Source organism: Actinoallomurus acanthiterrae, assembly GCF_054775715.1.
The window spans coordinates 6933858-6955593 of record NZ_BAAHCO010000001.1 but is presented as its reverse complement, the minus strand read 5'-3'; the positions used below and the strand labels follow the sequence as shown (position 1 = coordinate 6955593).

The 21736-nt window shown below is 67.4% G+C and carries 22 protein-coding genes and 6 pseudogenes; 11 read left to right on the top strand and 17 right to left on the bottom strand.

The window, feature by feature from the left end; genetic code table 11:
* Positions 1-314: 314 nt before the first annotated feature.
* Together ACYVF7_RS32735 and ACYVF7_RS32730 are read left to right on the top strand one after the other, a co-directional pair.
* The gene (locus tag ACYVF7_RS32735; protein WP_460348327.1) at positions 315-686 is read left to right on the top strand and encodes a hypothetical protein; all 372 of its coding nucleotides are present in this window, start codon (positions 315-317) and stop codon (positions 684-686) included.
* Positions 671-961 (top strand): DUF1330 domain-containing protein, encoded by a 291-nt coding sequence (locus ACYVF7_RS32730; protein WP_460348325.1) that lies wholly within the window; start codon positions 671-673, stop codon positions 959-961. The genes ACYVF7_RS32735 and ACYVF7_RS32730 overlap by 16 nt, the downstream gene beginning before the upstream one ends.
* 1230 nt (positions 962-2191) lie before the next feature.
* Here ACYVF7_RS32730 and ACYVF7_RS32725 read toward each other — a convergent pair.
* The 5 genes and pseudogenes from ACYVF7_RS32725 to ACYVF7_RS32705 all read right to left on the bottom strand — a co-directional run bounded on the left by ACYVF7_RS32725 (position 2192) and on the right by ACYVF7_RS32705 (position 5957).
* On the bottom strand, positions 2192-2416 hold the full coding sequence (locus ACYVF7_RS32725) for a zinc-binding dehydrogenase (RefSeq protein ID WP_460348323.1): 225 nt from the start codon (positions 2414-2416) through the stop codon (positions 2192-2194).
* Positions 2417-2796: 380 nt separating this feature from the next.
* Positions 2797-3097 (bottom strand): annotated as a pseudogene (locus ACYVF7_RS32720) (hypothetical protein); the annotation flags it as partial.
* Positions 3098-3227: 130 nt separating this feature from the next.
* On the bottom strand, positions 3228-3698 hold the full coding sequence (locus ACYVF7_RS32715; RefSeq protein ID WP_460348321.1) for a flavin reductase: 471 nt from the start codon (positions 3696-3698) through the stop codon (positions 3228-3230).
* A 103-nt stretch (positions 3699-3801) separates the two neighbouring features.
* Positions 3802-4830, bottom strand: a complete 1029-nt coding sequence (locus ACYVF7_RS32710; protein WP_460348319.1) for an acyl-CoA dehydrogenase family protein — start codon at positions 4828-4830, stop codon at positions 3802-3804.
* 335 nt (positions 4831-5165) lie between these two features.
* The gene (locus ACYVF7_RS32705; RefSeq protein WP_460348317.1) at positions 5166-5957 is read right to left on the bottom strand and encodes an SDR family NAD(P)-dependent oxidoreductase; all 792 of its coding nucleotides are present in this window, start codon (positions 5955-5957) and stop codon (positions 5166-5168) included.
* Between the two features lie 553 nt (positions 5958-6510).
* Between ACYVF7_RS32705 and ACYVF7_RS32700 the strand changes: the two genes are divergently transcribed.
* The 3 genes from ACYVF7_RS32700 to ACYVF7_RS32690 all read left to right on the top strand — a co-directional run bounded on the left by ACYVF7_RS32700 (position 6511) and on the right by ACYVF7_RS32690 (position 8033).
* Entirely contained in the window at positions 6511-6798 is a 288-nt protein-coding gene (locus tag ACYVF7_RS32700; protein ID WP_460348315.1) for a hypothetical protein, read from the top strand.
* Between the two features lie 672 nt (positions 6799-7470).
* On the top strand, positions 7471-7626 hold the full coding sequence (locus ACYVF7_RS32695; protein ID WP_460348313.1) for a maleylpyruvate isomerase N-terminal domain-containing protein: 156 nt from the start codon (positions 7471-7473) through the stop codon (positions 7624-7626).
* Between the two features lie 86 nt (positions 7627-7712).
* Positions 7713-8033 carry a DinB family protein gene (locus tag ACYVF7_RS32690; RefSeq protein ID WP_460348311.1) on the top strand — a complete coding sequence of 107 codons (321 nt, stop codon included), beginning with the start codon at positions 7713-7715 and terminating at the stop codon, positions 8031-8033.
* Between the two features lie 56 nt (positions 8034-8089).
* On the opposite strand, the pseudogene ACYVF7_RS32685 reads toward ACYVF7_RS32690, so the two are convergent.
* The 5 genes and pseudogenes from ACYVF7_RS32685 to ACYVF7_RS32665 form a co-directional block, all read right to left on the bottom strand.
* A pseudogene (locus tag ACYVF7_RS32685) lies at positions 8090-8308 on the bottom strand (transposase family protein); the annotation flags it as partial.
* 127 nt (positions 8309-8435) lie between these two features.
* Positions 8436-8711, bottom strand: coding sequence for an isocitrate lyase/phosphoenolpyruvate mutase family protein (locus ACYVF7_RS32680; protein ID WP_460358230.1), 276 nt, complete (start codon positions 8709-8711; stop codon positions 8436-8438).
* A gap of 74 nt (positions 8712-8785) precedes the next feature.
* Positions 8786-9130: pseudogene (locus tag ACYVF7_RS32675) on the bottom strand (isocitrate lyase/phosphoenolpyruvate mutase family protein); the annotation flags it as partial.
* 130 nt (positions 9131-9260) lie between these two features.
* On the bottom strand, positions 9261-10223 hold the full coding sequence (locus ACYVF7_RS32670) for an MFS transporter (RefSeq protein ID WP_460358228.1): 963 nt from the start codon (positions 10221-10223) through the stop codon (positions 9261-9263).
* Positions 10224-10284: 61 nt separating this feature from the next.
* Positions 10285-10629: pseudogene (locus tag ACYVF7_RS32665) on the bottom strand (MFS transporter); the annotation flags it as partial.
* 221 nt (positions 10630-10850) lie between these two features.
* Between ACYVF7_RS32665 and ACYVF7_RS32660 the strand changes: the two are divergent.
* Both ACYVF7_RS32660 and ACYVF7_RS32655 read left to right on the top strand, forming a co-directional pair.
* Positions 10851-11855 carry a sigma-70 family RNA polymerase sigma factor gene (locus ACYVF7_RS32660; RefSeq protein WP_460348309.1) on the top strand — a complete coding sequence of 335 codons (1005 nt, stop codon included), beginning with the start codon at positions 10851-10853 and terminating at the stop codon, positions 11853-11855.
* A gap of 78 nt (positions 11856-11933) precedes the next feature.
* Positions 11934-12275 (top strand): PASTA domain-containing protein, encoded by a 342-nt coding sequence (locus ACYVF7_RS32655; RefSeq protein WP_460348307.1) that lies wholly within the window; start codon positions 11934-11936, stop codon positions 12273-12275.
* Here ACYVF7_RS32655 and ACYVF7_RS32650 read toward each other — a convergent pair.
* The 3 genes from ACYVF7_RS32650 to ltrA form a co-directional block, all read right to left on the bottom strand.
* Positions 12162-12827, bottom strand: a complete 666-nt coding sequence (locus tag ACYVF7_RS32650; protein ID WP_460348305.1) for a transposase family protein — start codon at positions 12825-12827, stop codon at positions 12162-12164. The two genes, ACYVF7_RS32655 and ACYVF7_RS32650, sit on opposite strands and share 114 nt — an antisense overlap.
* Positions 12728-12934, bottom strand: a complete 207-nt coding sequence (locus ACYVF7_RS32645) for a hypothetical protein (protein WP_460358649.1) — start codon at positions 12932-12934, stop codon at positions 12728-12730. Before ACYVF7_RS32645 ends, ACYVF7_RS32650 begins: the two co-directional genes overlap by 100 nt.
* 173 nt (positions 12935-13107) lie before the next feature.
* Positions 13108-14574 (bottom strand): group II intron reverse transcriptase/maturase, encoded by a 1467-nt coding sequence (gene ltrA, locus ACYVF7_RS32640; protein ID WP_460342555.1) that lies wholly within the window; start codon positions 14572-14574, stop codon positions 13108-13110.
* A gap of 977 nt (positions 14575-15551) precedes the next feature.
* On the opposite strand from ltrA, the gene ACYVF7_RS32635 reads away from it, so the two are divergent.
* The 4 genes and pseudogenes from ACYVF7_RS32635 to ACYVF7_RS32620 all read left to right on the top strand — a co-directional run bounded on the left by ACYVF7_RS32635 (position 15552) and on the right by ACYVF7_RS32620 (position 18902).
* On the top strand, positions 15552-16283 hold the full coding sequence (locus ACYVF7_RS32635) for a DUF899 domain-containing protein (protein WP_460348143.1): 732 nt from the start codon (positions 15552-15554) through the stop codon (positions 16281-16283).
* Between the two features lie 30 nt (positions 16284-16313).
* A complete protein-coding gene (locus tag ACYVF7_RS32630) occupies positions 16314-16991 on the top strand; it encodes a DUF5134 domain-containing protein (RefSeq protein ID WP_460348302.1) in 678 nt (225 codons plus the stop codon).
* Positions 16992-17600: 609 nt separating this feature from the next.
* Positions 17601-17936 (top strand): annotated as a pseudogene (locus ACYVF7_RS32625) (IS3 family transposase); the annotation flags it as partial.
* A 49-nt stretch (positions 17937-17985) separates the two neighbouring features.
* A pseudogene (locus ACYVF7_RS32620) lies at positions 17986-18902 on the top strand (Tn3 family transposase).
* A gap of 126 nt (positions 18903-19028) precedes the next feature.
* Here ACYVF7_RS32620 and ACYVF7_RS32615 read toward each other — a convergent pair.
* From ACYVF7_RS32615 to ACYVF7_RS32600, 4 genes are read right to left on the bottom strand one after another with little or no spacing between them, the layout of a single operon-like run.
* Positions 19029-19265, bottom strand: a complete 237-nt coding sequence (locus ACYVF7_RS32615) for a hypothetical protein (protein WP_460348300.1) — start codon at positions 19263-19265, stop codon at positions 19029-19031.
* Positions 19262-19522 (bottom strand): hypothetical protein, encoded by a 261-nt coding sequence (locus tag ACYVF7_RS32610; RefSeq protein WP_460348298.1) that lies wholly within the window; start codon positions 19520-19522, stop codon positions 19262-19264. The genes ACYVF7_RS32615 and ACYVF7_RS32610 overlap by 4 nt, the downstream gene beginning before the upstream one ends.
* Before the next feature lie 51 nt (positions 19523-19573).
* Entirely contained in the window at positions 19574-20404 is an 831-nt protein-coding gene (locus tag ACYVF7_RS32605) for an LLM class F420-dependent oxidoreductase (RefSeq protein ID WP_460348296.1), read from the bottom strand.
* A complete protein-coding gene (locus tag ACYVF7_RS32600; protein ID WP_460348294.1) occupies positions 20401-21408 on the bottom strand; it encodes a zinc-dependent alcohol dehydrogenase family protein in 1008 nt (335 codons plus the stop codon). Before ACYVF7_RS32600 ends, ACYVF7_RS32605 begins: the two co-directional genes overlap by 4 nt.
* Between the last annotated feature and the right edge of the window lie 328 nt (positions 21409-21736).

Genomic DNA, 21736 nt, shown 5'->3' with positions numbered 1-21736 from the left:
GATGGCGATCCACGAGCTAGTGTCCCTACGATCGCACCGGACCGGCCTCGGAGGTGCTCGTCCTGGGCGAGCTTTCCGACCCGGAGACGGGGCCGTGAGAGGTCCGAGTGAGGGTCGAAGCGCCCGGGATCAACCCGCGCGACGTCAAGAGGCGTGGCGGGGTCGGCCACCGGCTGAGGACCGATGCCCGGGGATGACGGCGCCGGGATCATCGACCGGGTCGGGAGGGGCATGCCAGCGGAGCGCGTCGGCCGGCGGGTCGGGGTTCATTCGGCCTCAGCTGCCACGCCACGGGTGGGCACACCGAGGGTTCCTTGAGCGTCGTGGTGGGGACCGACGACGGCGAGGCATGCCTCTACGGCGACTTGATCTACGATATCGAGGGCAGCCTGCTGCGCCATCCCGACGAGACGGCTGCGGCGCGCATGCAGCCGTGTGCCTTCGCGACCCATGAGCTCGCGCTCACGCACAATTTCACGACCTCGATACTCGAAGAGATTGGTGCCTCTCAAACGGATCACGCGGTACCGGTGCGTCCTGCCCGCGCACGACGCCCCAGGCGTGCTCGAGAACGGAACACTGATCGGCCGCATCGATCGAACCACGGTTCCAGGGCCGATCTTCCCGATCAAAGACCTTTGACCGATTCGTACGTTCAAGGAGAACGCGCATGGCCGCATACGTGATCGCAGAAGAGAAGATCCTCGACGAGGCCGCTGTGGCGAACTACAAACCACTCGCGAAGCAGTCGGTCATCGAGTTCGGCGGCACCTTCCTCGCGCGAAACGCCGTACCGGAGACGCTCGAAGGATCCTTCGACGACGCTCAGCGCTTGGTGATCATCCGTTTCGACACGGCGGAGGACGCTCGCCGGTGGTACACATCCGATTCGTACGCCAAGGCGATCGAGGCCGCCAACGACGGTTTCGACCGACGGCTGTTCATCGTCGATGGCCTCTGACGCGCATACGAACATCTTCGAGCCGGATCGGCCCGATATTCCGACGTACAGATGAGTCAGGAGGTCTGTGACGCCGTTGCCAAAGGCGACCTGTTGTGGGAGCCGTCCGACGAGATGCGTCGCAACGCACGCGTGGCGCGGTTCATGGCCGAGCGCGGCTTCGGCTCATATGACACGCTGCAGCATTGGCCGGGTCACCGACCCGGCCGCGTTCTGGGACGCGGTGCGGGCGGATTTCCGGGTCGTGGGCGAACGCGGCGACGGGCCGGTGCGGGCGGCGGACACCTCGGTGGTGTCCGGGACCCGATGGTTCCCCGGCGCGACGCTGAACTACGCCCACAACGCGGTGCGGCGGGACCGCGACCTGGACGCCACCGCGGTGATCTTCCGCACCGGGGACGGGCGGGGTGACCGGACGCTGACGTACGGGGAACTGCGCCGTGAGGTCGCCGAGGTGCGCGCCATCCTGCTCGCCCGACTTCGTTGCGCCGAGCGTGATCGATCGGTTGGCGCAGGTCGGGCCGAAAGTGCTCAGTGCGGTGGACGGTTACCTCTACAAGGGCAAGGCTCACGAACGGCGCGACGTCGTACACGCGCTGGAGAAGGCCCTTCCGACGCTTCAGGCGACCCTGCTGATCCCCTTACCGCGACCCCCGAGGCCAAGCCGACCGGTGGCGGGCCGACCTACGCGGGGCGGTCCGACTCGATCCTCAACCGTGGGGGCGGCCGGATGGGCACCGCCCACCTCTACCGCGTCGTCGTCGGGCTTCGACGAGATCGCCGACTCCCTGGCCGTCGACACCGGGCAGCTAGGCGAGGAGGGCCGGCTGCTGCTGTACGTCCAGCTCGCCGAGGACGTCGCGCCGACCGACGAACTGACCGTCCGGATTCGGTCGGCGCTGCGGTCGACGTTGTCGTCTCGGCACGTCCCGGACGAAGTCAAAGGCCGTCCCCGGGATCCCACGCACGCTGTCCGGAAAGAAGCTCGAGGTGCCGGTCTGCAGGATTCTGCTCGGCATGCCGGTGGAGAAGGCCGCCAACCCGGACGCGATGGTCAACCCCCAGGCCCTGTCATACTTCGCACCGGCGTAACGCAACGAGCTGGGCCCGGGGGCCGTACGGGCCGTCGGCCTCGCGCTGGGCCGAGTCCGGTGGGCAGTGGAGTGCCCGGCCCGGCGGCTGATGCGCTGGTCCGGGGAGGGCGGTCGTCTGGGCCCGTGTTCGTACGGATCAGTCAACGACGGTCAGGACGATTTTGCCCGCCGTCTGGCCGTCTTCGCTGATCTGGTGGGCCTTGACCGCCTGTTCGAGCGGCAGCACGGTGTCGATCTCGACACGAAGCCGTCCTGTTTCGATCAGCGCCACGATCGTTTTCAACCCCGCTTGATCGGCTTCAGTGATCATGAACGCGGCCCGCAGGCCGATCTCGCGGGCTTGGGCGGCGAGGTAGGCCACCGGCGGTGATGGCCGGTTCGAGGCCGTCTTCGATCCCGGGCCCGTCGAACTGCGCGCCCCGGTCAGGGCGGAGAGCGAACTGGTCCTTCCCGCCCTGGGCCTTGAGGCGTCGGCGTGGTGTCGTGTCGCCTCGGTGGGACGGCTGCGGATGCTGGTGCAGGTCTCCGACCGTAAGGTCTTGGCAGATCTGGCACGCGACATGAGCCGCTTCGAGGGGTCTGCGACCGGCTGGGACTGCTCGGCTGCTACGTATACAGCACGTAGTCACCAGACGGCCGCGCGGCGGCCGTATGTTTGCTCCCTCGATCGGTGTCCCCGAAGACATCGCCAACGCCAACAGCACCGCCTGCCTTGCCGCGCACCTCACCGACCACGGCTTCTCAGCACTGGAGGTCGACATGGGCGACTCGCTCGGGGAAGCCTCGACCATCGCAGCCACCGGCCGCCCCGATCCGGGAGGGATCGTCGGGGACTCCCGCGCTGCGCAAGAAGGCGAACTCCTTGCGCAGCATCCGGCACCACCTGCTCGCCGAGGATGTCGAGCTGTTCCAGTACGGTCTTCAGCGGCAGGCCCGTGTGGTCCATGATGTACATTTGCCGCTGGTGGTCGCCGAAGTGCTTCCTGAAGGCGAGTGTCCTGTCGATGACCTGCTGGGGACTGCCGACCGTCAGCGGCGCCGACACGGTGCCGGGCTCTGGTGAGCGAACGAACCGGGGCACGGCCGATGGACACGGCCGCAATCGCGAATACGCCGTCTCGGCCCGAGAAGGAAACGCCGTCCTGCGCGCGAGGGAGCGCGATGGGCGACCGTCAGGAGGCCATCGGGGAGACGGAGCCAAGGCGATGGAAGCTCCGGTTGAAGTAGACGAGGCTCTGGCCGCCATTCCGGGTGCGGAGCTGCTCGATCTGTACGAACAGCACGCTGTGCGATCCCATGGGCTTACAGTCTTTCACCACGCCGATTACGGTCACCAACGCGTCCTTGAGGACCGGCATCGTCTGACCGCGATCCCAGACATCCCACGAGAAGCGGTCCGCCATAGAGATCTCGGTCACTCCGGCGAAGTGCATCGCCAGATCCTGCTGGTCGCCGCCTAGGACGTTCAGGCCGACTCGGCGGTTGGCCCTGAACACGTCGTGCATGGCACTCTTGCGGTTGAGGCAGACCAAGAGTGTCGGGGGATCGTCGCTCACCGAGCAGACCGCGCTGACGGTGATGCCGCAGCGGCCGTACGGACCGTCGGTGGTCATGATGCTGACGGCCGCCGGCAGGTGTGCCATCGCCTCCCGGAATTCGGCTTGCGAGGGGGGCTGAGCGGGCTCTCCGATAGTCACCACTGGCTCCTTTCCGCTTTCCATGAGCGACTCGACCTTTGAGGGTTCCTTACAGGTAGCCGGGGAAAGGGGGGACGTTCATGAGGACCGCGCCAGCGCCGTCGTAGATGCCTTCCTGAAGGAAGGCATGCTGGGGGACCACCGAGGCGTCGCGCAGGTAGCGCTGCATCGGGCTATCGTCGGCGACGGCTGGGATGCCACTTATCTGGTAGGCCGTGCAAGCGACGTCGAAGGAGCTTCTGGCCAGGTGGGCGGAGGCCAGGCGTAGCAGGCTGGTCTGGTTCGCCGTCGCCGGGTCACCGGCCAGGACCGTTTCGTACACCTCGTGCGTGATCTCGTAGAAGAAGGCACGCGCGGATCGTAGCTCGGCCTCGGCCTTGCCGACCGAGAGCCGGTAGGCGGCACGATCGGCTGGCTTGGGCCCGCCGGTGTAGCCGCTGCGGCCGCCGTCGCGGATGGCGTGGTCGAGGGCGGCGCGTGCGACGCCGAGGCCGACGACCGCCAGGACCTGGGAGGCGTAAGGGACGCTCGGGTATCGGTACAGCGGTTCGTCCACGGTGGATTCGGACCCGCGCACGAACGTCCACTCAGCGGGGACGATCACACCGTCGACCTTGAGGTCGTGGCTGCCGGTGCCGCGCAACCCGATGACGTCCCAGTTCTCGACGATCTCCACCTGCTCAGGCGGTAGTACGGCCGTCAGGGGGCGGGTGCCGTTCTGTTCGCCCGCGGTGATGCCCACGCTGAGGAGGTCGGCGCCCATGCAACCGCTGGCGAACTTCCAGCGGCCCGAGACCCGGTACCCGCCCTCGACGACGTCGGCGGGCTGCACCGGGAACAGACCACCCGCGAAGACGACGTCCGGCCCGTCGGCGTATACCTGGGCTTGCGTTTCCAGTGGCAGCGCAGCCAGGTAGACCATCGAGGAACCGAAGCTGGCGACCCACCCCGCGGAGCCGTCGATCATCGAGATCCGCTCGATACGAGAGAGGAACTCGGCCGGCGGCAGCGAGTCGCCGCCGAAGCGTCTGGGAGTGCTCGCCCGGTAGATCCCCGCACGCTTGAATTCGGCGATCATATCGCGTGGGACATGTCGCTTCTGGTCGAATTCCGCACGCCGTTCGGCTACTTGAAGCAGGACATCCTCGAAGGCATTCGCCGAATCGGATACCTCACCCGAACGCGGATCGGCTGAGGCTGTGGAGTCCAACGCGTGCGCCATGATGAATCCTCGGATTTCCGGTCGGCCGGTTGTTCTCAGTGATCGCACACCGGCGCACCGGGACCTGCCGACGACTGTGTACTGGCTGGACGCCGTAGGGGATTTTTCCCCCGCGGTCCGCGTGGAAGCCCGGAACTGACGGAGACCGGGCTTCCACGCTACGTCATTTGATCGTCGATGCCTTACGGCGGTCAGTCGGCGATCATGCCGCCGCTGAGGTTGGCGATCGCGCCGGTCATCGCGGCGGCCCGGTCCGAGGCCACGAAAACGGCAACGTTGGCGATCTCGGCGACGGTGGGCAGCTGCTTGCGGAGGGTCCGGTCCGTCATGCGGGCGTTGAACGCCTCACGGCTGATGCCATAGGCGTCGGCGTGCAGGCCGTACACCTCGGTCAGCTGCGGGGTCTCCGGCATTCCCGCCGCGTTCAGGCACACCACCCGCACACCGTGCGGTCCGAGCTCGGCGGCCAGACCCCGCGACAGCGACTCGAGCGCCGCCCACGCCGGTGCCATGCCCCCCATGAGAGGAACGGCGGTCCGCGACGGGCTCGCCGTGATCGTCAAGATCACACCCGATCCCTGGCCGGTCATGTGTCGGGCTGCGGCCTTGGCGGTCAGGAAGTTGGCCTTGGGGTAGGTGGCCATCGGCAGATCGAAGTTCTCGGGCGCCAGGTCGACGAGCGGGGTGCCCTGAATGCCGGCCTGGGGAAGGCTGATGGCGTTGAAGGAAATGTCGAGGGATCCGGCCTTGGTGACCACCGCATCGGCGTGTGCTTCGACGGCGTCGCGGTCCAGCACGTCCACCGTGGCGAAGTCGGCGGCGCCACCCGAGGCCTGGATCTTTTCCGCGACGACCTCCAGCGCGGAGCTCCTGCGCCCGGCCAGGAAGACCCGTGCGCCCTCCGCGGCGAAGGCCTGCGCGACCTCACCTCCGATGTATCCACCCGCTCCGTAGATGATCGCGTTCTTGTTCTCGAGCAGCATTGTCACTCCTGATTGTGGATGTTGCCGACGGTGTCCCGTCACCCCTACCGACTCGGTCACCCGCCGAAAGGAATCGCTCGAGTGCGGCCGGATCTCCGAATCTGCGCGGAAGCGGACCCCCGGACGCGAGCGTCCCGATACGAACGGCGCCCGGCGGCGAACGCTCTTCGATCGCGGCGGTCGAGCCGTCGAGCGGCGAACCGCCTCCGGCGCGTGGACACAACGGCCTTTTCCAGCTCAGTTCGGCCTGGGGGAGAGGACCTTGGTCTGTGGCGCGTCGGGTATCCGGTCGTGTGTGCTGGAGCGGATCGGTGCGGAACCGGGGGCGCTCGCGGGGCGGGTCTGTCCGGGTGATGGTGAGGGGGTGACTGCGGGTGGTCTCGGAGTCGCGGTTGGCGGCGGTGCTGGCGGGTCTGCCGCCCCGGCCGGGTTGTGGTGGCCGGTGGCAATTTCGCCACCCCTGGCAGGCCTTGTCCGTGCTGGATGCGGCGGTCGCGGAGTACCGGTTGTTCGTGCTGAACGGTCAGGCGGGCCTGCCGGATCGGGAGGGGTCGTGTTGGAGACCCCGTTCGTCGGCCCGGGGCAGCGTGGGCGCGCCGGTCTGCGGTACTTCCCGTGCAGGTTGTCGCGGGTGCCGCACCTGTTGAACGAGGTGCTGATGCCCGATGTCGTGATCGTGCAGACATCCCCGCCGGTGGGCGGGACCGTGTCCTTGGGCATCGAGGTGAACGTGCTGTCGGCGGCGATCGAGACCGCGCGGGCCCGTGGCGGGCTGGTCGTCCCACAGATCAGCCCGCAGATGTCGTACACGTTCGGTGACGCGGGTCCTGGCGGTGGGTGAGGTTGACGACGCGATCGAGGCCGATCGCGCCCTGGCGGCGCCAGTACGGCGGGAACGGGGCACGGTGGCGCGGATGATCGGCGAGCGGGTTGCGGCGCTGGCGCCGAAGGAGGCGACGCTGCAGCTGGGTATCGGGGCGGTGCCGGACGCTCACCGCCGCCGGCTTCCACACAGGTGTCCGCGGCGACTGGGGGGTGGAGAACCTCTCCCACCGGCACCGCGACACCACCTGGCGCGAAGACGACCACCAAGCCCACGTAGGCAACAGTCCCCGAACCGCCGCCACCTTCCGCAACCTCGCACTCGGCCTGCTCCCCCTCGCCAGCATCACTAAGGAGCGTTTCCAACCTGGTCTTGCAGGTCAGTGCGGGTAGGAGTCCGGAGATCGATGAGGGCGAGGCTCCAAGTAAGACAGCAAATCGACCAAGAACCCGATGCCCGACCGGAAGCCTCGCCTGTGCTGTCTTACCCGTCCACGTCCTTGCCAGCGATCGCAGCCCAGCGGATGAGCGCCGCGGAGACCTCCGGCGGGCGTTCGCAGTCGCGGGCCAGCCGGCGACACCCAGTGAGCCACGCCAAGGTTGGGCGAGGGCGCCAGCCACGCCTGCTCGCTGACGCCGTCGTCTGGCCTCCGTTCGGGGAAGGTGGAAGATCACGGCGTAATGTACCGCCATGCCAAAATCAGCCCTGCGGTTGATTCCCGATGCCATCAACCGCTTCGACGCACGAGTGCACGCGGTCGACGGCCACCGGTGGAACGATCCGACGCCGTGCACCGAGTGGACGGTTCGGGATCTCGTCGGCCACCTGGTCTGCGAGCACCTGTAGATGCCACACCTGCTCGCCGGAGAGTCCCTGGAGCAGGTGGGCGACCGCTACGATGGCGACGTGGTCGGCGCCGATTCAGTGCGCGCGTGGGACGAGGCCGCGGAGCACTCCTCGCGGCGTGGAAGGGCGCCGATCTGTCCGGGACAGCTCGGTTCTCCTTCGGGGAGGCCCCACTGACCGTGTACGCGGACCAGATCCTCGTCGACCTGACCGTCCACGAGTGGGATCTGGCCCGCGGGTCCGGCCAGCCCGAGTCGCTCGCCCCGGCCGCGGTCGACCACAGCCTGGCCTACGCGCGTGCCAACGCCGAGAGAATGACGCGCCTGGGAATCACCGCTGCTCCGGTGCCCACTACCAGCACCGACCCCGCCGTTCAGCTCCTTTCCTTGCTGGGGCGCGTCGTCTGACGGACGTCCGATTCACGTAGTTCGGGAGTGCTGCACGAGCCAACCAATGAGCCCTTTCATCCTGGGTAGGTTGGGTGTTCGACGTGGGGCAGGACCAGGATGGCCTGCACGATCGCGGTTGTCTGGCACGGGCTGCAGCGCAGCTTCGTGAGGATCTTCCAGGTCTCGAGGGTGGCGTTGGCGCGTTCGCTGCGGGCGCGGATGCGGGCGTGGGACCGGTTGAGGGCTTTCTGGCGTGCTGACAGCGGTGGTCGGTCGCGGTGGCGTTTGAAATCTGATCCGCAGGCTGCGGAAGCGGCGGCGCGCCTGAGATGGCGGCAAGCCTCCGCTTCCGCAGCCGAGAAGTTGATGGTCCAGCGCCAGAGCAGCGATCACCGCCAGTTACGCTCGCGGCGTCGTACGTCAGGCCGGCAGTTTCTCGACAGCGGTTTTCAGGTCGGCCATGGCCGCGCGGTGGAAGCGCGGGCCGTAGGACACTCGCGCCACGCCCAGTTCCCGGAGCGTGGCCAGGTCCAGATGTTCACCTGTGTTGCCGTTGACCGGGCCGGGTATCTCGGCGACGAGGGCGGCGATGTCGCGCTTGTCGCGCACGCCGATCGGGTAGACGCAGTCGGCGCCGGCGTCCCGGTAGAGCCGGCCCCGTCGTACCGTCTCCGCGACCCGGTCCGGCTCGGGTATCCCGCGGCCGGCAGGAAGGTATCGACGCGGGCGTTGATGACGATCGGGACCCCGGCCTCGTCCGCGGCGGAGCGGACGCCCGCGAGCCAGTGGGCGTGCGCACCGGCCTCGGCCAGGCCGCCGGCCCGGTGGTCGGTGTCCTCCAGGTTGCAGCCGACCGCGCCGATGTCCAGCAACCGGTCCACCAGTTCACGCGGCCGCATGCCGTATCCCGCCTCGGCGTCCACCGTGACCGGGACCGGCACCGCCCGGGCGACCCGCCCCGCCGCGGCGAACATCTCCTGCCACGGCGCTCCCTCACCGTCGGGATGACCGAGCATCGCCGCGATCGCGGCGCTGGAAGTGGCGACCGCGGGAAACCCCGCGTCGGCCACGATCGTCGCGCCGGCCGCGTCCCACACGTTGGGCAGCACGAGCATCTCTCCGCCGTGCAGCTCGCGGAGCCTTTCGGCGTGAGTCTTCAGATCCGCCATGTCAGCGGCCATCGGTTTCCTCCATGTCGAAGAGCGGCACGCCATAGGGCGCGCGGATTTTTCGCGGCTCAGCGGGTCAGCGGGTCAGTTCGGGTTCCTGCCGGGGTACGGCCGGCGTCGGCGCCTGCCGGGCCATCCGGCTCCGTCCGGGAATGAACAGGCCGGCGAGCGCACCGGTCAGCGACAGTGCGCCGCTGACGGCGATGGCGGGCGCGAAGCCGTCGGAGAAGGTTCGCGCGGTGCCGTAACCGCCTTTGGCGGTGAACACCGCGGCGAGAACCGCCACGCCGAACACCGCGGCGAACTGCCGCAGCATGTTGAAGACGCCGGAGGCCTTGCCGATCTCCTGCCGCGCGACGGCGTTGATGACCGAGGTCTGCGCGGCGGGCATCGCCAGGCTGGCTCCGGCGCCGGCGACGACCATCGGCGCGATCAGCTGCGCGTATCCCAGCGACGGCTCCGCGACGAGCCCGATCCACCCCATCCCGGCGGCCTGCATGGTCAGTCCGGCGACGATGAGCGTACGGGCCCCGACCCGGTTCACCAGCGCCCCCGCGACGGGTGCCACCACGGTCACGGACGCCGTCCATGGCATGAGCTGGAGCCCGGTGGCCATCGGGCCGTCCCCCAAGCCCGTCTGGAGGAACTGGGCCATGAAGAACAACGAGCCGTACAGCGACGCGTACAGGAAGAGCCCTGCCATGTTGCCCGCGGAGAAGCCGCGCGAGCGCAGCAACCGCATCGGCACCATCGGCTGCCGGACGCGGAGCTCCCAGGCGACGAACGCCGCCAGCAGTACGGCCCCGGCCACCAGCGCGCCGTCCACCTCGAACGCGCCCCAGCCGACGCTGCTTGCGCGGATCAGGCCCCACACCAGCCCGAGCGCACCGGCGGTCACCAGCACGACGCCGCCGAGGTCGAAGGAGGTCCCGGCGCCGCGGCTTTCCGGAATGCGCCGGAGCACCAGCGGGATGACGACCAGGCCGATCGGCACGTTGAGCCAGAAGATCCACTGCCAGGCAAGCCCCTGGGTGACGATCCCCGCCGACCACCGGACCGGCGACCACCGCCAGCCCGGTGAGCCCGGCGAAGATCCCCAATGCCTTGGCCCGCCGCGCGGGCGGGAACCCGTTGCTCAGCAGCGCCATCGCCAGCGGCATCACCAGCGCGGCCCCGCACCCCTGGACGGCGCGGGCGACGATCAGCCAGGCGATGCCAGGCGCCGTCGCGCACGCCGCCGAGGCCGCCGTGAACAGCCCTAGTCCGGCCGCGAACATCCGTCTGCGCCCGAACCGGTCGCCGAGCGCGGCCCCGGTCATCAGGAGTACGGCGAAACTCAGGCTGTAGGCGTTCACCGTCCATTCGAGCTGTTCCATGGTGGCGGACAGGTCCAGCCGGATCCTGGTCAACGCGGTCGCCACCACGGTGGCGTCCAGTGCCACCATCAGCGACGCCGCCGCGGTCAGGCCGAGCAGCCAGCCGCTTGTCTTCTGCGCCATGCGCGGTCCTCTGGGGTCTACCGCCCGGACCGTTCCGGGCCGTCGACGAGGTAGACACCACGACGCCCGAAAGTTGGTCGCCCGCCGACCGCCCAGTTCACGACCCGGCCGGTGTCGATACTTGAGATCGGCCAGGAAGGCCGGAGACGTGACGCGGGGGTGGAGTCGTGGCAACCGACCTGATCACCAGGGCGCGGACCGGAGATGAGGAGGCGTTCCGGGAGCTCACCGAGCCGCATCGTCAAGAGCTGCAGGTGCACTGCTACCGGATGCTCGGCTCCTTCCAGGACGCCGAGGACGCGCTGCAGGACACGCTGCTGGCCGCCTGGCAGGGCATCCAGAAGTTCGAGGCGCGCGCCTCGATCCGTACCTGGCTCTACCGGATCGCCACCAACCGGTGCCTCAACGCGCTGCGCGCGGCCAGCCGGCGCCCGGCCAAGGAGTGGGCCATCCCTGGGATCGAACCGCCCGAACCGACCCGGCTCAGCGAGGTCGTGTGGCTCGAGCCCTTCCCCGACGTCCTCCTCGAGGGTGCGATCGACGTGCCGCTCGGCCCGGAGGCCCGCTACGAACAGACGGAAGCGATCTCCCTGGCCTTCGTGACCGCGCTACAGGTCCTGCCGCCTCGCCAGCTCGCCGTCCTCATCCTGCGCGACGTCCTCGGATTCCACGCGAACGAGGTGGCCGACATGCTCGACTCGACCGTCGGTTCGGTCAACAGCGCCCTCAAGCGGGCCCGCGCCGGCCTCCAGCACCACCTGCCACCGACCGGCGAGCACGAACCGCCTCCCGCTCCCGGCTCGCCCACCGAACAGGCGCTCGTGGAAAAGTTCGTCCGCGCGTACGGATCCGGCGACGTCGACGGGCTGGTCGCGTTGCTCACCGACGACGTCCGCGTCTCCATGCCGCCGATCCCCCTTGAATACCGAGGCCGGGACGCCGTCGCCCGCTTCTACGCCGCCGTCATCCGCCCGGACCGGACCTATGACCTCGTGCCGACCCGGGCGAACGGCCAGCCCGCACTCGCGGCCTACCTCCACGCCCCCACCGGCGTCCGCCACGGGACCGGCCTCCTCGTCCTCACCGTCACGGGCGACACGATCCGCGCCATCACCCGCTTCGACAACAGCGTCCTCCCATCCTTCGGGCTCCCACGATCACTCCCCGACTGATATCCGACTCTCCACACCGGGGGCATGCGGGACCATTGGCGAGATGTTCAGTGCTGCTCGATTGGTAGAGGTGGATGAATGGTGCCGAGGTATCTCATCGCAGGGACGCTGCTTCTGGCGGTCGTGTCCGGAGTGACGGCTTGCGGGGACGCCGGGAAGCCGCATCCCGCTCGGACCGGCAGTGTCACCATGCCGGACCTCGTTGGCAAGAACGGGGCGGTCGCCAAAGACGATTTGGAACGGCTCGGGTTCGCCGATAACCGGATCAAGCTGAGCCCGGAGAACCGCGCGTTCGTGGCCATGCCCTCACATTGGACGGTGGCCGCGCAGTCGGAGCGGCCGGGCACGAGGGTCAGCCTGCAGGAGCTCATCGTGTTGTCCGTGGACAAGATGCGCCATCCCTGGCGCCATCACGACTGACCGGCAAGCGGCCGGCACAGGGCCAGCGACTACTCTGTCGGCGGGTCGGGCCCGGGAACGGCGGGCGGGTGAGCAGCAGTCGGGAGAGCCTGCGGGGGAAACGGCGGGTCGATCGTCCTCGACGCGGCCTTGCGTGATGTAGCGGTAGAGGAGGTTCTGGCTGCCGGTGTAGCCGCGTTCCCGGATCTCGCGCAGAAGCTGAAGGACGGGGACCGCGGGGTCCTCGGCCCGGCGATTACGCAGGTAGCCGCGGTTAGGATCGACAAGCGCGGGACGGTACTGGGGAGCCCGCCGCATCTTTTCGGGCTTGTCGATCCGCCGCCCGGACCTGGACGGCCAAGCGGACTGTTCGTCTCTGGTAACGCACCCAGACCCCGGGAACTGTTCCCGGAATGTCTGCCGGGGACACCGCCAGTCCTGGCAGGCGAGTCGGCGCACCCGCACGTTCACCATCACCCGCCGCCCGTCGACCGGAACATCAGCCACCGTCCGCCCGCACCACGCACGGACACGGGCGGTCTCGACAGCACATCCCGGGCACGGTACGGGCACCTGTGGGCCCGGAGCCGGATGAGCTCGCCTTCGTCCGTCACATCGTCGATGAGCAGGCCCGGCAGGCCCAAAAACACCACGTCGACAAGCTGGTTGATCCCCAGCACGCCTCAACGTGACAGGGCAACACCCTCTGTTACCACCCAAAGAGCGACAGAGCCGAAAGAGGAGAGTGGGCCCGGGGCGCGGTGCCGGGGTTGCTCCCGGTCCGTTTCCCCAGACCCCTCGCCGAACCCGCCGTGCGCCTCTCAGCGCAACGGGCTCTCCACGGTCTCTGTCGTCATGTGGGTGCGATCCAGGGGTTGGGGATGGTGTTGCTCCGCCAGCGGTATCGGGTGACCGTGACCTTGGCGATGTCGAACAACTCGGTCCCGTCCGCCGCTGTGATGGGTAGCCACCGCCCGGTGGGGGTGGTGAAGTGGCGTCGGACGTCCTTCCAGCTCCAGTGGTGCCGTGCTTGCAGCATCCGGATCAGCCGCCACCAGACGAACTGGTGGAGTGCGGAGAACCGGTCTTTGGCCACGGCATGCTTGAAGTAGTTGGCCCAGCCGCGCATGATCTGGTTGAGCCTGATCAGCACGGATCCCAGGTCTTGTTGCGATTTCCTGTGGGTCAGGGCACGGATCTTGGCCTTCAACGACCGGATGGGCCGGTCGGTGATGAAGGTATAGACGTGCCATTTATCGGTTCCCCTCTTGCGGCGCCACTGGATGCGGAACCCTAGGAAGTCGAACCCGTCAGCCAGATGCACGATCTGGGTTTTGGCCGGTGAGAGCCGCAATCCCATCGGTTCGAGCACCCCGGCGACGTCCTCGCGCACCGCCTGGGTGTCGAGCTCGGTCCCGTGGACGAGCACGACGAAGTCGTCGGCATAGCGGACTAGCCGCCATGTCGGCCGGCCCTTGCGGCGGCGATACCCGCGCTTACCCTCGCTCGACATCGACCCGCCCGGCTTCCACGGTTCCATCAAGTGCTCATCGAGCACCGACAAAGCGATGTTGGCCAGCAGCGGAGACAGAATGCCGCCCTGCGGCGTCCCGGTCGTGGTGCTCCTGTTCTCGCCGAGCTCGGTCAATATCCCGGCTTTCAAGAATGCCTTGACCAGTGCCAGGACACGTTTGTCCTTGACCCGGACCCTCACACGCTCCATCAGGGCCGCGTGGTCGATCCGGTCGAAGCACGCCTCGATGTCGGCATCCACCACCCATCGGTAGCCTCGGGTGCCGAAATGGTGGATCTCAGCGATCGCGTCCTGAGCACGCCGGTTGGGCCGGAACCCATAGGAGACCGGCTCGAAGTCGGCCTCGAAGATCGGCTCCAGCACGAGTTTCAGCGCAGCCTGCACGACCCGGTCCGCAACCGTCGGAATCCCGAGAGCACGGACCTTCCCCGACCCGCCCGGCTTGGGGATCTTACGTTCCCGCACCGGCAACGGCCGGAACGAACCATCCTTCAGACTGGCCCGCAGTTCGTCCAGGAACCCCGGGACACCGATCCGCTCCTCGACATCGGTGACCGTCAGGCCATCGACACCGGGAGCACGTGCCCCTCGGTTGCCCGCGACCCGGTCGAACGCCACGATCAGCGTCGCCGGGTCATGCACGAAGTTGAACAGGTCATCGAACCGGCGGCCGTGGTCAGCCACCGCCCAACGGTGAAGTTTGGCCTGCATCTCCGATACCCGCGTCCATGACCCCACCGGGGCCGGGTCTTGGGCGCCGTCGTTCGACAGCGCGTCTTTCGGCATTGCAGTCTCCGTCCCTTCTCGAATCCGCTACCGCCCTTCGCCTTGTGACCGGCTCTCCCGGCCTCGGACTACTACGGCGGCTCCGCCCCACCCGGCCCGTTCAGCGGTCGATGCGCCTATCCCCGCCACCAGGCTGGACGCCCGTGACCTGGAGCTGAGACCAGGTGGTTCCCGTGTTCACTGTGATTCGCTCGACGAAGTAGGAGCCCGACTTTGTCCCTGCGGCATCGCCATGAGTACGCCGCAGACCTTCCTCATGGCCTCCCGGTCAGCAACGGCAAGCCGACCCAGGAGTTCCCCACCGGCTCCGCCGACGGGTGCGCACCGCGTCCTGCCCAGATCCACCAGGTTCGAGCAGGCGTCAAGTGGAGGGACGTAACAACGCCGGTTCCTCTCGTACTCCTCTCCATCTCGCTCACCGGACCCGCACCATCTGGTAGTACTGGCACGCCCCGGCTTTGTCAGGGCTGCTCCCACCCTCCCCGCCATCACCCGGATCAGGCTGCCCTCAACTACGCTGACCTGCTGCGACAGGCCACCGGCGGAGGTCTCCCACCTCCACTCGAATCACAGCGCCTCACGGCGCACGCCGTTAACTGGACACACCCCTGATCTCCTCCAGTATTTGCCCCGCCAGCGTGCCGTCCTCATCCTGCGCGACGTACTGGCGCTGCGCGCGCCCGAGGTCACCGAGTTGCTTGGCATCTTTGGCGGCCCACCGATTCCTTTCGGTGGGCCGCGGAGTCTATAGGTATGACGGAATCCGATGTCGACCGAGAAGGGACCAACCATTGCAGAGATGACGGCTCTAGGAACTGGGAGTGGTAGCGGCACGATCATCACAAAGTGCAACACTCAATAACAGAGCGTAGGTCGCTGGCCAGTCCACGGCCTCGCTATCGCTGGATTCCGTTTCGAATCACCTCGACCCCCGGCTACGCCGGAGCCATCGAGATAACAAGAGGAGACAAGACACGATGACGGATCATAAGGTTGTCGGCCGCGAGGAGTGGCAGGCCGCTCGTGCGGAGTTGCTTCAGCGCGAGAAGGAGCACACGCGGATGGTGGACGAGCTGGCGCGCCAGCGCCGTGAGCTGCCCTGGGTCGCGATCGAGGAGGAGTACCGGTTCGACACCGACGACGGGACGCGGACCCTGGCCGAGCTCTTCGACGGCCGCTCACAGCTCGTGCTCTACCAGTTCATGTTCGGGCCGAGTTACAAGGCGGGGTGCCCGACCTGCTCATCGATGGCCGACGGCTTCAACGGTCTCCTGCCCCACCTTCATGCCCGAGATGTGACCCTGCAGATGGTTTCGCGGGCTCCGCTGGCGAAGCTTCGGGCATACAAGCAGAGGATGGGCTGGAGCCTTCCCTGGGTCTCCTCGGCGGACACCGACTTCAACTTCGACCTCGGGGTCTCCTACACCGAGGAGCAGGTGAGCGAGGCGTTGTCGAGCCGGGGCGCACACCCGATCGTTGCCCACATGGCGACCTCGACCGGCACGGACGCCGAGGGATACATGTCGGAATCACCGGCGGTGAACGTCTTCACGATCGAGGACGGCGTTGTCTACCACACCTATGCGACCAATTGGCGTGGGGTCGAGTTCCTGATGGGCTACTACCCGATTCTCGACCGGGTGCCGAAGGGGCGTGACGAGGGTGATGCGATCCAGACCTGGATTCGCCGCCATGACGAGTACGTATGACGGCATCGGGGCTGACCTCGGTGGGTTCTGGTGCTGGAACACCGGGCGGGACGCCAGGGTGAGCCTGTTCCCGTATCACGACACCGACCACGCAGGCGCGTGATGGTCACATCGCTGATGGCCAGGTGGCTGCTCACCGCCGTCTTCACCGTGGCCGGGCTGGAATCACTGCTGGCCCTGAGGCGAGTGGGCATGACACGGGCGTCGGACCGGATCTCCGAGGCCTTCCACGTCCTGATGAGCGCGGCTCTGATCGCCATGACCTGGCGATCAGAGCCCGCGTCGGCCGTGTGGTTGCAGACTGCCTTGTTCGGCTGTGCTGCGGTCTGGTTCCTGCTGGCGGGTCCCGGCCAAATGGTGCCTTTGGCGGTACGCAGACTGTCCGGGGTGCATCACGCGCTGACGGCGGGCGCCATGATCTGGATGATTACCGCCATGCCCGCGGACATGCGCATGACGCACGAAGGGCTCGCCCGCGCTGCCATGCCCGCCATGTCCCAGCCCGCCATGTCCCATTCTTCGTCCCATTCTTCCATGCCCGCCGCGGTGAAGGCCGTCAGTGTGCTGCTCGCGGCCTACTTCGCGCTGGCCGCCGTCCTGTGGTCCGTATGGGCCTGCGGCCCCGGTCGACGCGTGAACGGCAGGCCCGCAGCCGGCCACGCCGCCATGAGCGCCGGCATGGCGGCGATGCTGCTGGCGATGCTCTGACCAGGAAGATCGGCGAGCCGGACTCATAGCGAACGTGTCCCGGGGCTTGAGCGGTATCCAGAAGGCCAGTGACGATAGCGGACTCAAGAGCGCCGGCTTACCAGCCACTGGCCTTCTGGATGCGTTACGTAGGTGGTCGCCCATGCAACACACCGCCCCCGATCCCTGGCGTCCAGACCGTGCACCGGCGCGACCAGGACCTGAGGTGCCTCGGACTGTTCGGACAGCGTCTCCAAGTGGGCTTGGGGGGTCTCGAAGGGAAAGGTAACTGGCTCGCGGTAGGACGTTCACGCGGGAGTTCAAGGACGAAGCGGTCCGCATGGTGCTGGATGGGCCATGCCCAGTCGCGCATGGTGGTGAGAGAACTCAGGATCCACGACACCACGCTGGGAAACTGGGTGGCGGCGTACAAGCGCCGGCACGGCGGGGATGCACCCGAGGCGGCCCAAGACAAAAGCGAGCGGGAACTCCAGCTTGAGGAGGAGAACTGTAAGTTCCGCGAGGCAGTCGTGTTCTTGAGAAAGCCGCGGTCTTCTTCGCGTCCGAGAATCGGTGACGGCCGCCTACGAGCTGATCGACGCGGAGAAGGCCAATCATGCGATCGTGGACATGTGCGCATGGCTGGGCGTGTCGCGATCGGGCTACTACGAATGGCGGCACCAGCCCGCATCGGCGACCGCCGAACGGCGCGAACGCCTCAAGGCGATGATCGCTACGATCTTTCACGCCCACCCTGAGACCTATGGATATCGGCGTGTGCACGCAGTGCTGCAACGCCGCGGTAAGCGGGCCAGCCCGGAACTGGTAAACGGGCTGGGCACCAACGTCGGGATCAAGCGCGTGGCCGACGGCGCGGTCGCCGCCGGGCTGGACGACGGCGAGGCCGTGCTGCGCCGCATCCGCTGGCTGTTCATCAACCGCGACAACCTGCGCGCGGCCATCCGCACCGTGGTGAACGAGACCTTGAAGATCCGCGACACCGCCCTGTGGGGCGATGGGCACCGCGTGCGCCTTGGATTCGCGCAAGTTCGGGTCCTGGTCGGCGAACATGATGACCGAGTGGCACCAGCGCTACGGCGGGCCCGGGATCATGGTGTACTGGCACGTCGAGCGCAGGAGCGTCTGCATCTATTCGCAGGTCACTTCCACGACCGCGTCCGAGGTCGTCTCGATGATCGAGCGCCTGCTGCGGCACCTGACCGACACCGACGTCGACCACCAGTACACCGACACCCACGGCGCCTCAATCGTTGGGTTCGCTTTCTCCCACCTTCTGGGGTTCAACCGGCTGCCGCGGCTGAAGAACATCGGCTCGGCCCGCCTGTACCGGCCCGGCGTCATCCCCGACCCCAGCAGCAGCCCCGAACGCGCCGACGGCGAAGTCGAGGCCGATGGCGGGGCCGGGAACTGGCCGCACCTGGAGCCGGTGCTGTCGAACAAGACCATCGACTGGGATCTGATCTCCCGGCACTACGATCAGATGATCAAGTACGCGACCGCGCTTCGGCTCAAGACCGCCGAGTGCCACCAGATGCTGCGCCGCTTCACGCGCGGCGGCCCCAAGCACCCCACCTACGAGGCCATCGAGGAACTCGGCCGGGTGATCCGCACCATCTTCATCTGCGACTACCCGGCCGATGAGGAACTGCGCCGCGAGATCGGCGAGGGTCGAACGTGGTGGAGAACTTCAACTCCGCCAGCAAGGACCTGTTCTACGGCAAGGCGGGCGAGCTGACCGGCGACGACCGTGAGAATGTCGATGTCTCCGCCTTCGCGCTGCACCTGGTCGCCGCCACCATCACCTACCTCAACACTCTCCTGATTCAGATCATCCTGAAAAACCCGCCTGGAGGCGGCGGCTCAGCGGCGCCGACCGGCGTGGCCTGTCGGCGCTGTTCTGGCCACGCCTGAATCTCTACGGTCGGTTCGAGCTCGACATGACCAATCACGTGCCCGGCCTGCCGGCCCTCGCGCTGCCTCCTGCTGGCTGACCTCTGCGAACAGAGCAGTGAGAGGACGGCGGCCGCTGGTCGTCTTCTAGCGCAGGGCTGCGATGCCGGCCAGGAAGATGTCGACATCGACGAGGAACTGCTCGCGGTCGTCGTTCTCGCGCAACTGCGTCACCGCCGCGTGCACGAAGGGGTACCGGTCGGGGTCCAGTTGCGCCCATTGCGCGGCGGCGTTGTCCAGGAACGCCGCTCGGCCTGTGTCGCTGCCGGCAAGGTGCCGGGTGTTCGCGGCGTTCTGCACGGCGACGCCGAGGACGTAGTTCACGAGCGTGCCGGCCGCGTCGAAGCGTGCCCGCTCGGGATGGCGAGTGCGTCCAGCAGCCTGCCTACGCTCTCGTAGAAGTCCAGCAGCGCGGGCCGCCACGGCTCCAGGGAGAGTTCGGCGCTGATCCAGATGTGCGCGTCGATTGCGTCGAACAGGCCAAGCGCGACGCGACGCAGTGCTTCACGCGGATCCGGATCGCTGACCGCCCCGGCCAGCAAGGTTGGGGCGGAAAGCGGCGCTTTAGGGGACTGCATCACCCGGAAATCGAAGGACGATCGAGTAACGCCGCAAGTTCCGGGGCAATGCGGTCAGCCTAGGCGCGGACCGAGTTCCAAGGCGATCTTGTCGATGAGCTTGGGCATGTCCTGGCTGGGGGTTGGGCGGATCCAGAAGAGTACCCGGTCAACACGCGCGGCGGCGTAGGCGTCGACGTCCTTGAGGTCGCCGCCGAACAGCGTGACTGGGATGGGTTCATCACGTTCGGGCTTGCGGGCGGTCTTTTTGAAGTGGGCGATGTGCTCGAGCACACCGGGCCGGACCATGGGGATCCATTCGTCTCCATAGGCGATGACGCGCTCGGCGACCCGTGGTCCGTTCCCAGCGACCAGGATGGGCGGATGGGGTCGCTGGACCGGCTTGGGCCAGGAGGTGATGCGGTGGAAGTCGACGAACTCGCCATGGTAGTCGGCTTCATCGCGCGTCCAGATCTCTTTCATGGCCTCGATGCGCTCGCGCATGACGCGGAACCGGGCGGCGGGATCGACACCGTGGTTGCGCATCTCCTGGTAAATCCAACCGGGCCCGATGCCGAACTGCATGCGCCCACCGGACAGCACGTCGACCGACGCGACCTCCTTGGCTGTGATGATTGGATCACGTTCGGGTACGAGCAGCACTGCGGTGCCTATCGTCAACGTGGTGGTTGCCTGGGCGATGGCGCCCAGCGCGACGAAGGCGTCCATGCCATTCTTGAACTCCGGCGCCAGGTTGAGCACGTCGTAACGCTCAGGGGTGACGGCGGGAATGTGGGTGTGGTCAGGCACGAACAGCGAGTGGAACCCTCGATCTTCCAGCAGCATCCCGAACTCGCCAGGTGGCATGGCCTCGCGGGTGGGGAACATGATGAATCCGTACTTCACGACCCGACCTTTCGGCTGACGGTAACGACGATCTTCCCGACCTGGGCGCCTGCCTCCAGGTAGTGGTGAGCTTCGACGATGTCGTCGAGGGCGAAGGTACGGTCGATGATCGGAGTGATCGTCCCCGAGGTCAGCCCACTGGTGACGAAGCGTCGAGCCCGTTCCAGGCGGTGCCGATCGCCGGTCACCTCGAACAGCGTGTAAGGACGTACGAACACCGGCCGCATGACGTCCAGGCCCGGCAGCGGCGTCGGCTGCCCCGACAGTGAACCGTGCACGATCAGCAAACCGTCCTGGCCGGTCGCCCGCGCCAGCTCCTCGATCCCCGGCCCGGCGACAGCGTCGAACACCATCTCCGCTCCGCGCCCGCCGGTAAGGTCCAAGACAGCCTTGGGTACCTCGTCCCTCTTCGATACGACGACATGGGCCGCCCCTGCCTCAAGCAGACGCTGCTCCTTGGCCGGGTCGTTGGTAGTGGCGATGGGGATCGCGCCCAGTCGCAGCGCGGTTGCGATCGCCGCCAAACCAACGCTGCTGGAGGCGGCAGTGATCACAATGTGGTCACCCGCCCGCAGTCGCCCGACATCGGCCAACGCGCCATAAGCCGTCAAAAAGGCCATCCATACGGACGCGCCAGTCACCGCATCCACCGATGCGGGTCGTGTCACCAGTGCCGAGGCCGGCACTATCGCCTGCTCCCCGTAGACGTGGTAATGGCTTTGGCGGAACAGAGGCAGCACGCTGACCGCTTCCCCCGCGCACACGTCGGTCACCTGCTCGCCGACAGCCAGCACACGCCCCGCACCCTCATAACCCAGCCCTGACGGCAGCGCCGCAACCCGGTCGAGATATCGGCCCCTGCGGAAGTTGGCTTCCGACCGGTTGAGTCCGATCGCCTCCATCTCCAGCAGCGCCTCGCCTGGGCCGGGCTCGCCCAAGTCATGTTCCTCCAGCAGTAGCACCTCCGGCCCGCCCAACTCATGGAACCGTACGACCTTCGCCACAGACCCCACCCACATCTCAACTGATCGTCACCGTAGGTCGGTTACGAACGACATCTGCGTGCGACACCCACGAGGGCACCGGCCCGGGCGAACGAGAGCACGCAACAGTAACTTCGATCATAGTCATAGTTCGATGCTTGTCGAAATTAGCTCTTGGCTGAGTCGATGGGCCGGACATGCGGAGCCTGCATCCCTGGCTACCGCCCCGCACTCCCGATCTTTGGAACGCCGGCGGTTGCATCTCGTTGGGGAGTCACGTCGGCGCCCAAGCGGCCGTGGTCGATGTCGCTGGCGAGTCGTTGCCCTGGCACCGGGTGGCTAATGCCGT

Bases quoted from the DNA above. Each gene is read 5' to 3' on its own strand.
- ACYVF7_RS32655 (WP_460348307.1), top strand. From the start codon at position 11,934: ATGGTGCCGAGGTATCTCATCGCAGGGACGCTGCTTCTGGCGGTCGTG.
- ACYVF7_RS32715 (WP_460348321.1), bottom strand. From the start codon at position 3,698: ATGGCACACCTGCCGGCGGCCGTCAGCATCATGACCACCGACGGTCCG.
- ACYVF7_RS32695 (WP_460348313.1), top strand. From the start codon at position 7,471: ATGCCAAAATCAGCCCTGCGGTTGATTCCCGATGCCATCAACCGCTTC.
- ltrA (WP_460342555.1), bottom strand. From the start codon at position 14,574: ATGCCGAAAGACGCGCTGTCGAACGACGGCGCCCAAGACCCGGCCCCG.
- ACYVF7_RS32705 (WP_460348317.1), bottom strand. From the start codon at position 5,957: ATGCTGCTCGAGAACAAGAACGCGATCATCTACGGAGCGGGTGGATAC.
- ACYVF7_RS32710 (WP_460348319.1), bottom strand. From the start codon at position 4,830: ATGATCGCCGAATTCAAGCGTGCGGGGATCTACCGGGCGAGCACTCCC.
- ACYVF7_RS32635 (WP_460348143.1), top strand. From the start codon at position 15,552: ATGACGGATCATAAGGTTGTCGGCCGCGAGGAGTGGCAGGCCGCTCGT.
- ACYVF7_RS32730 (WP_460348325.1), top strand. From the start codon at position 671: ATGGCCGCATACGTGATCGCAGAAGAGAAGATCCTCGACGAGGCCGCT.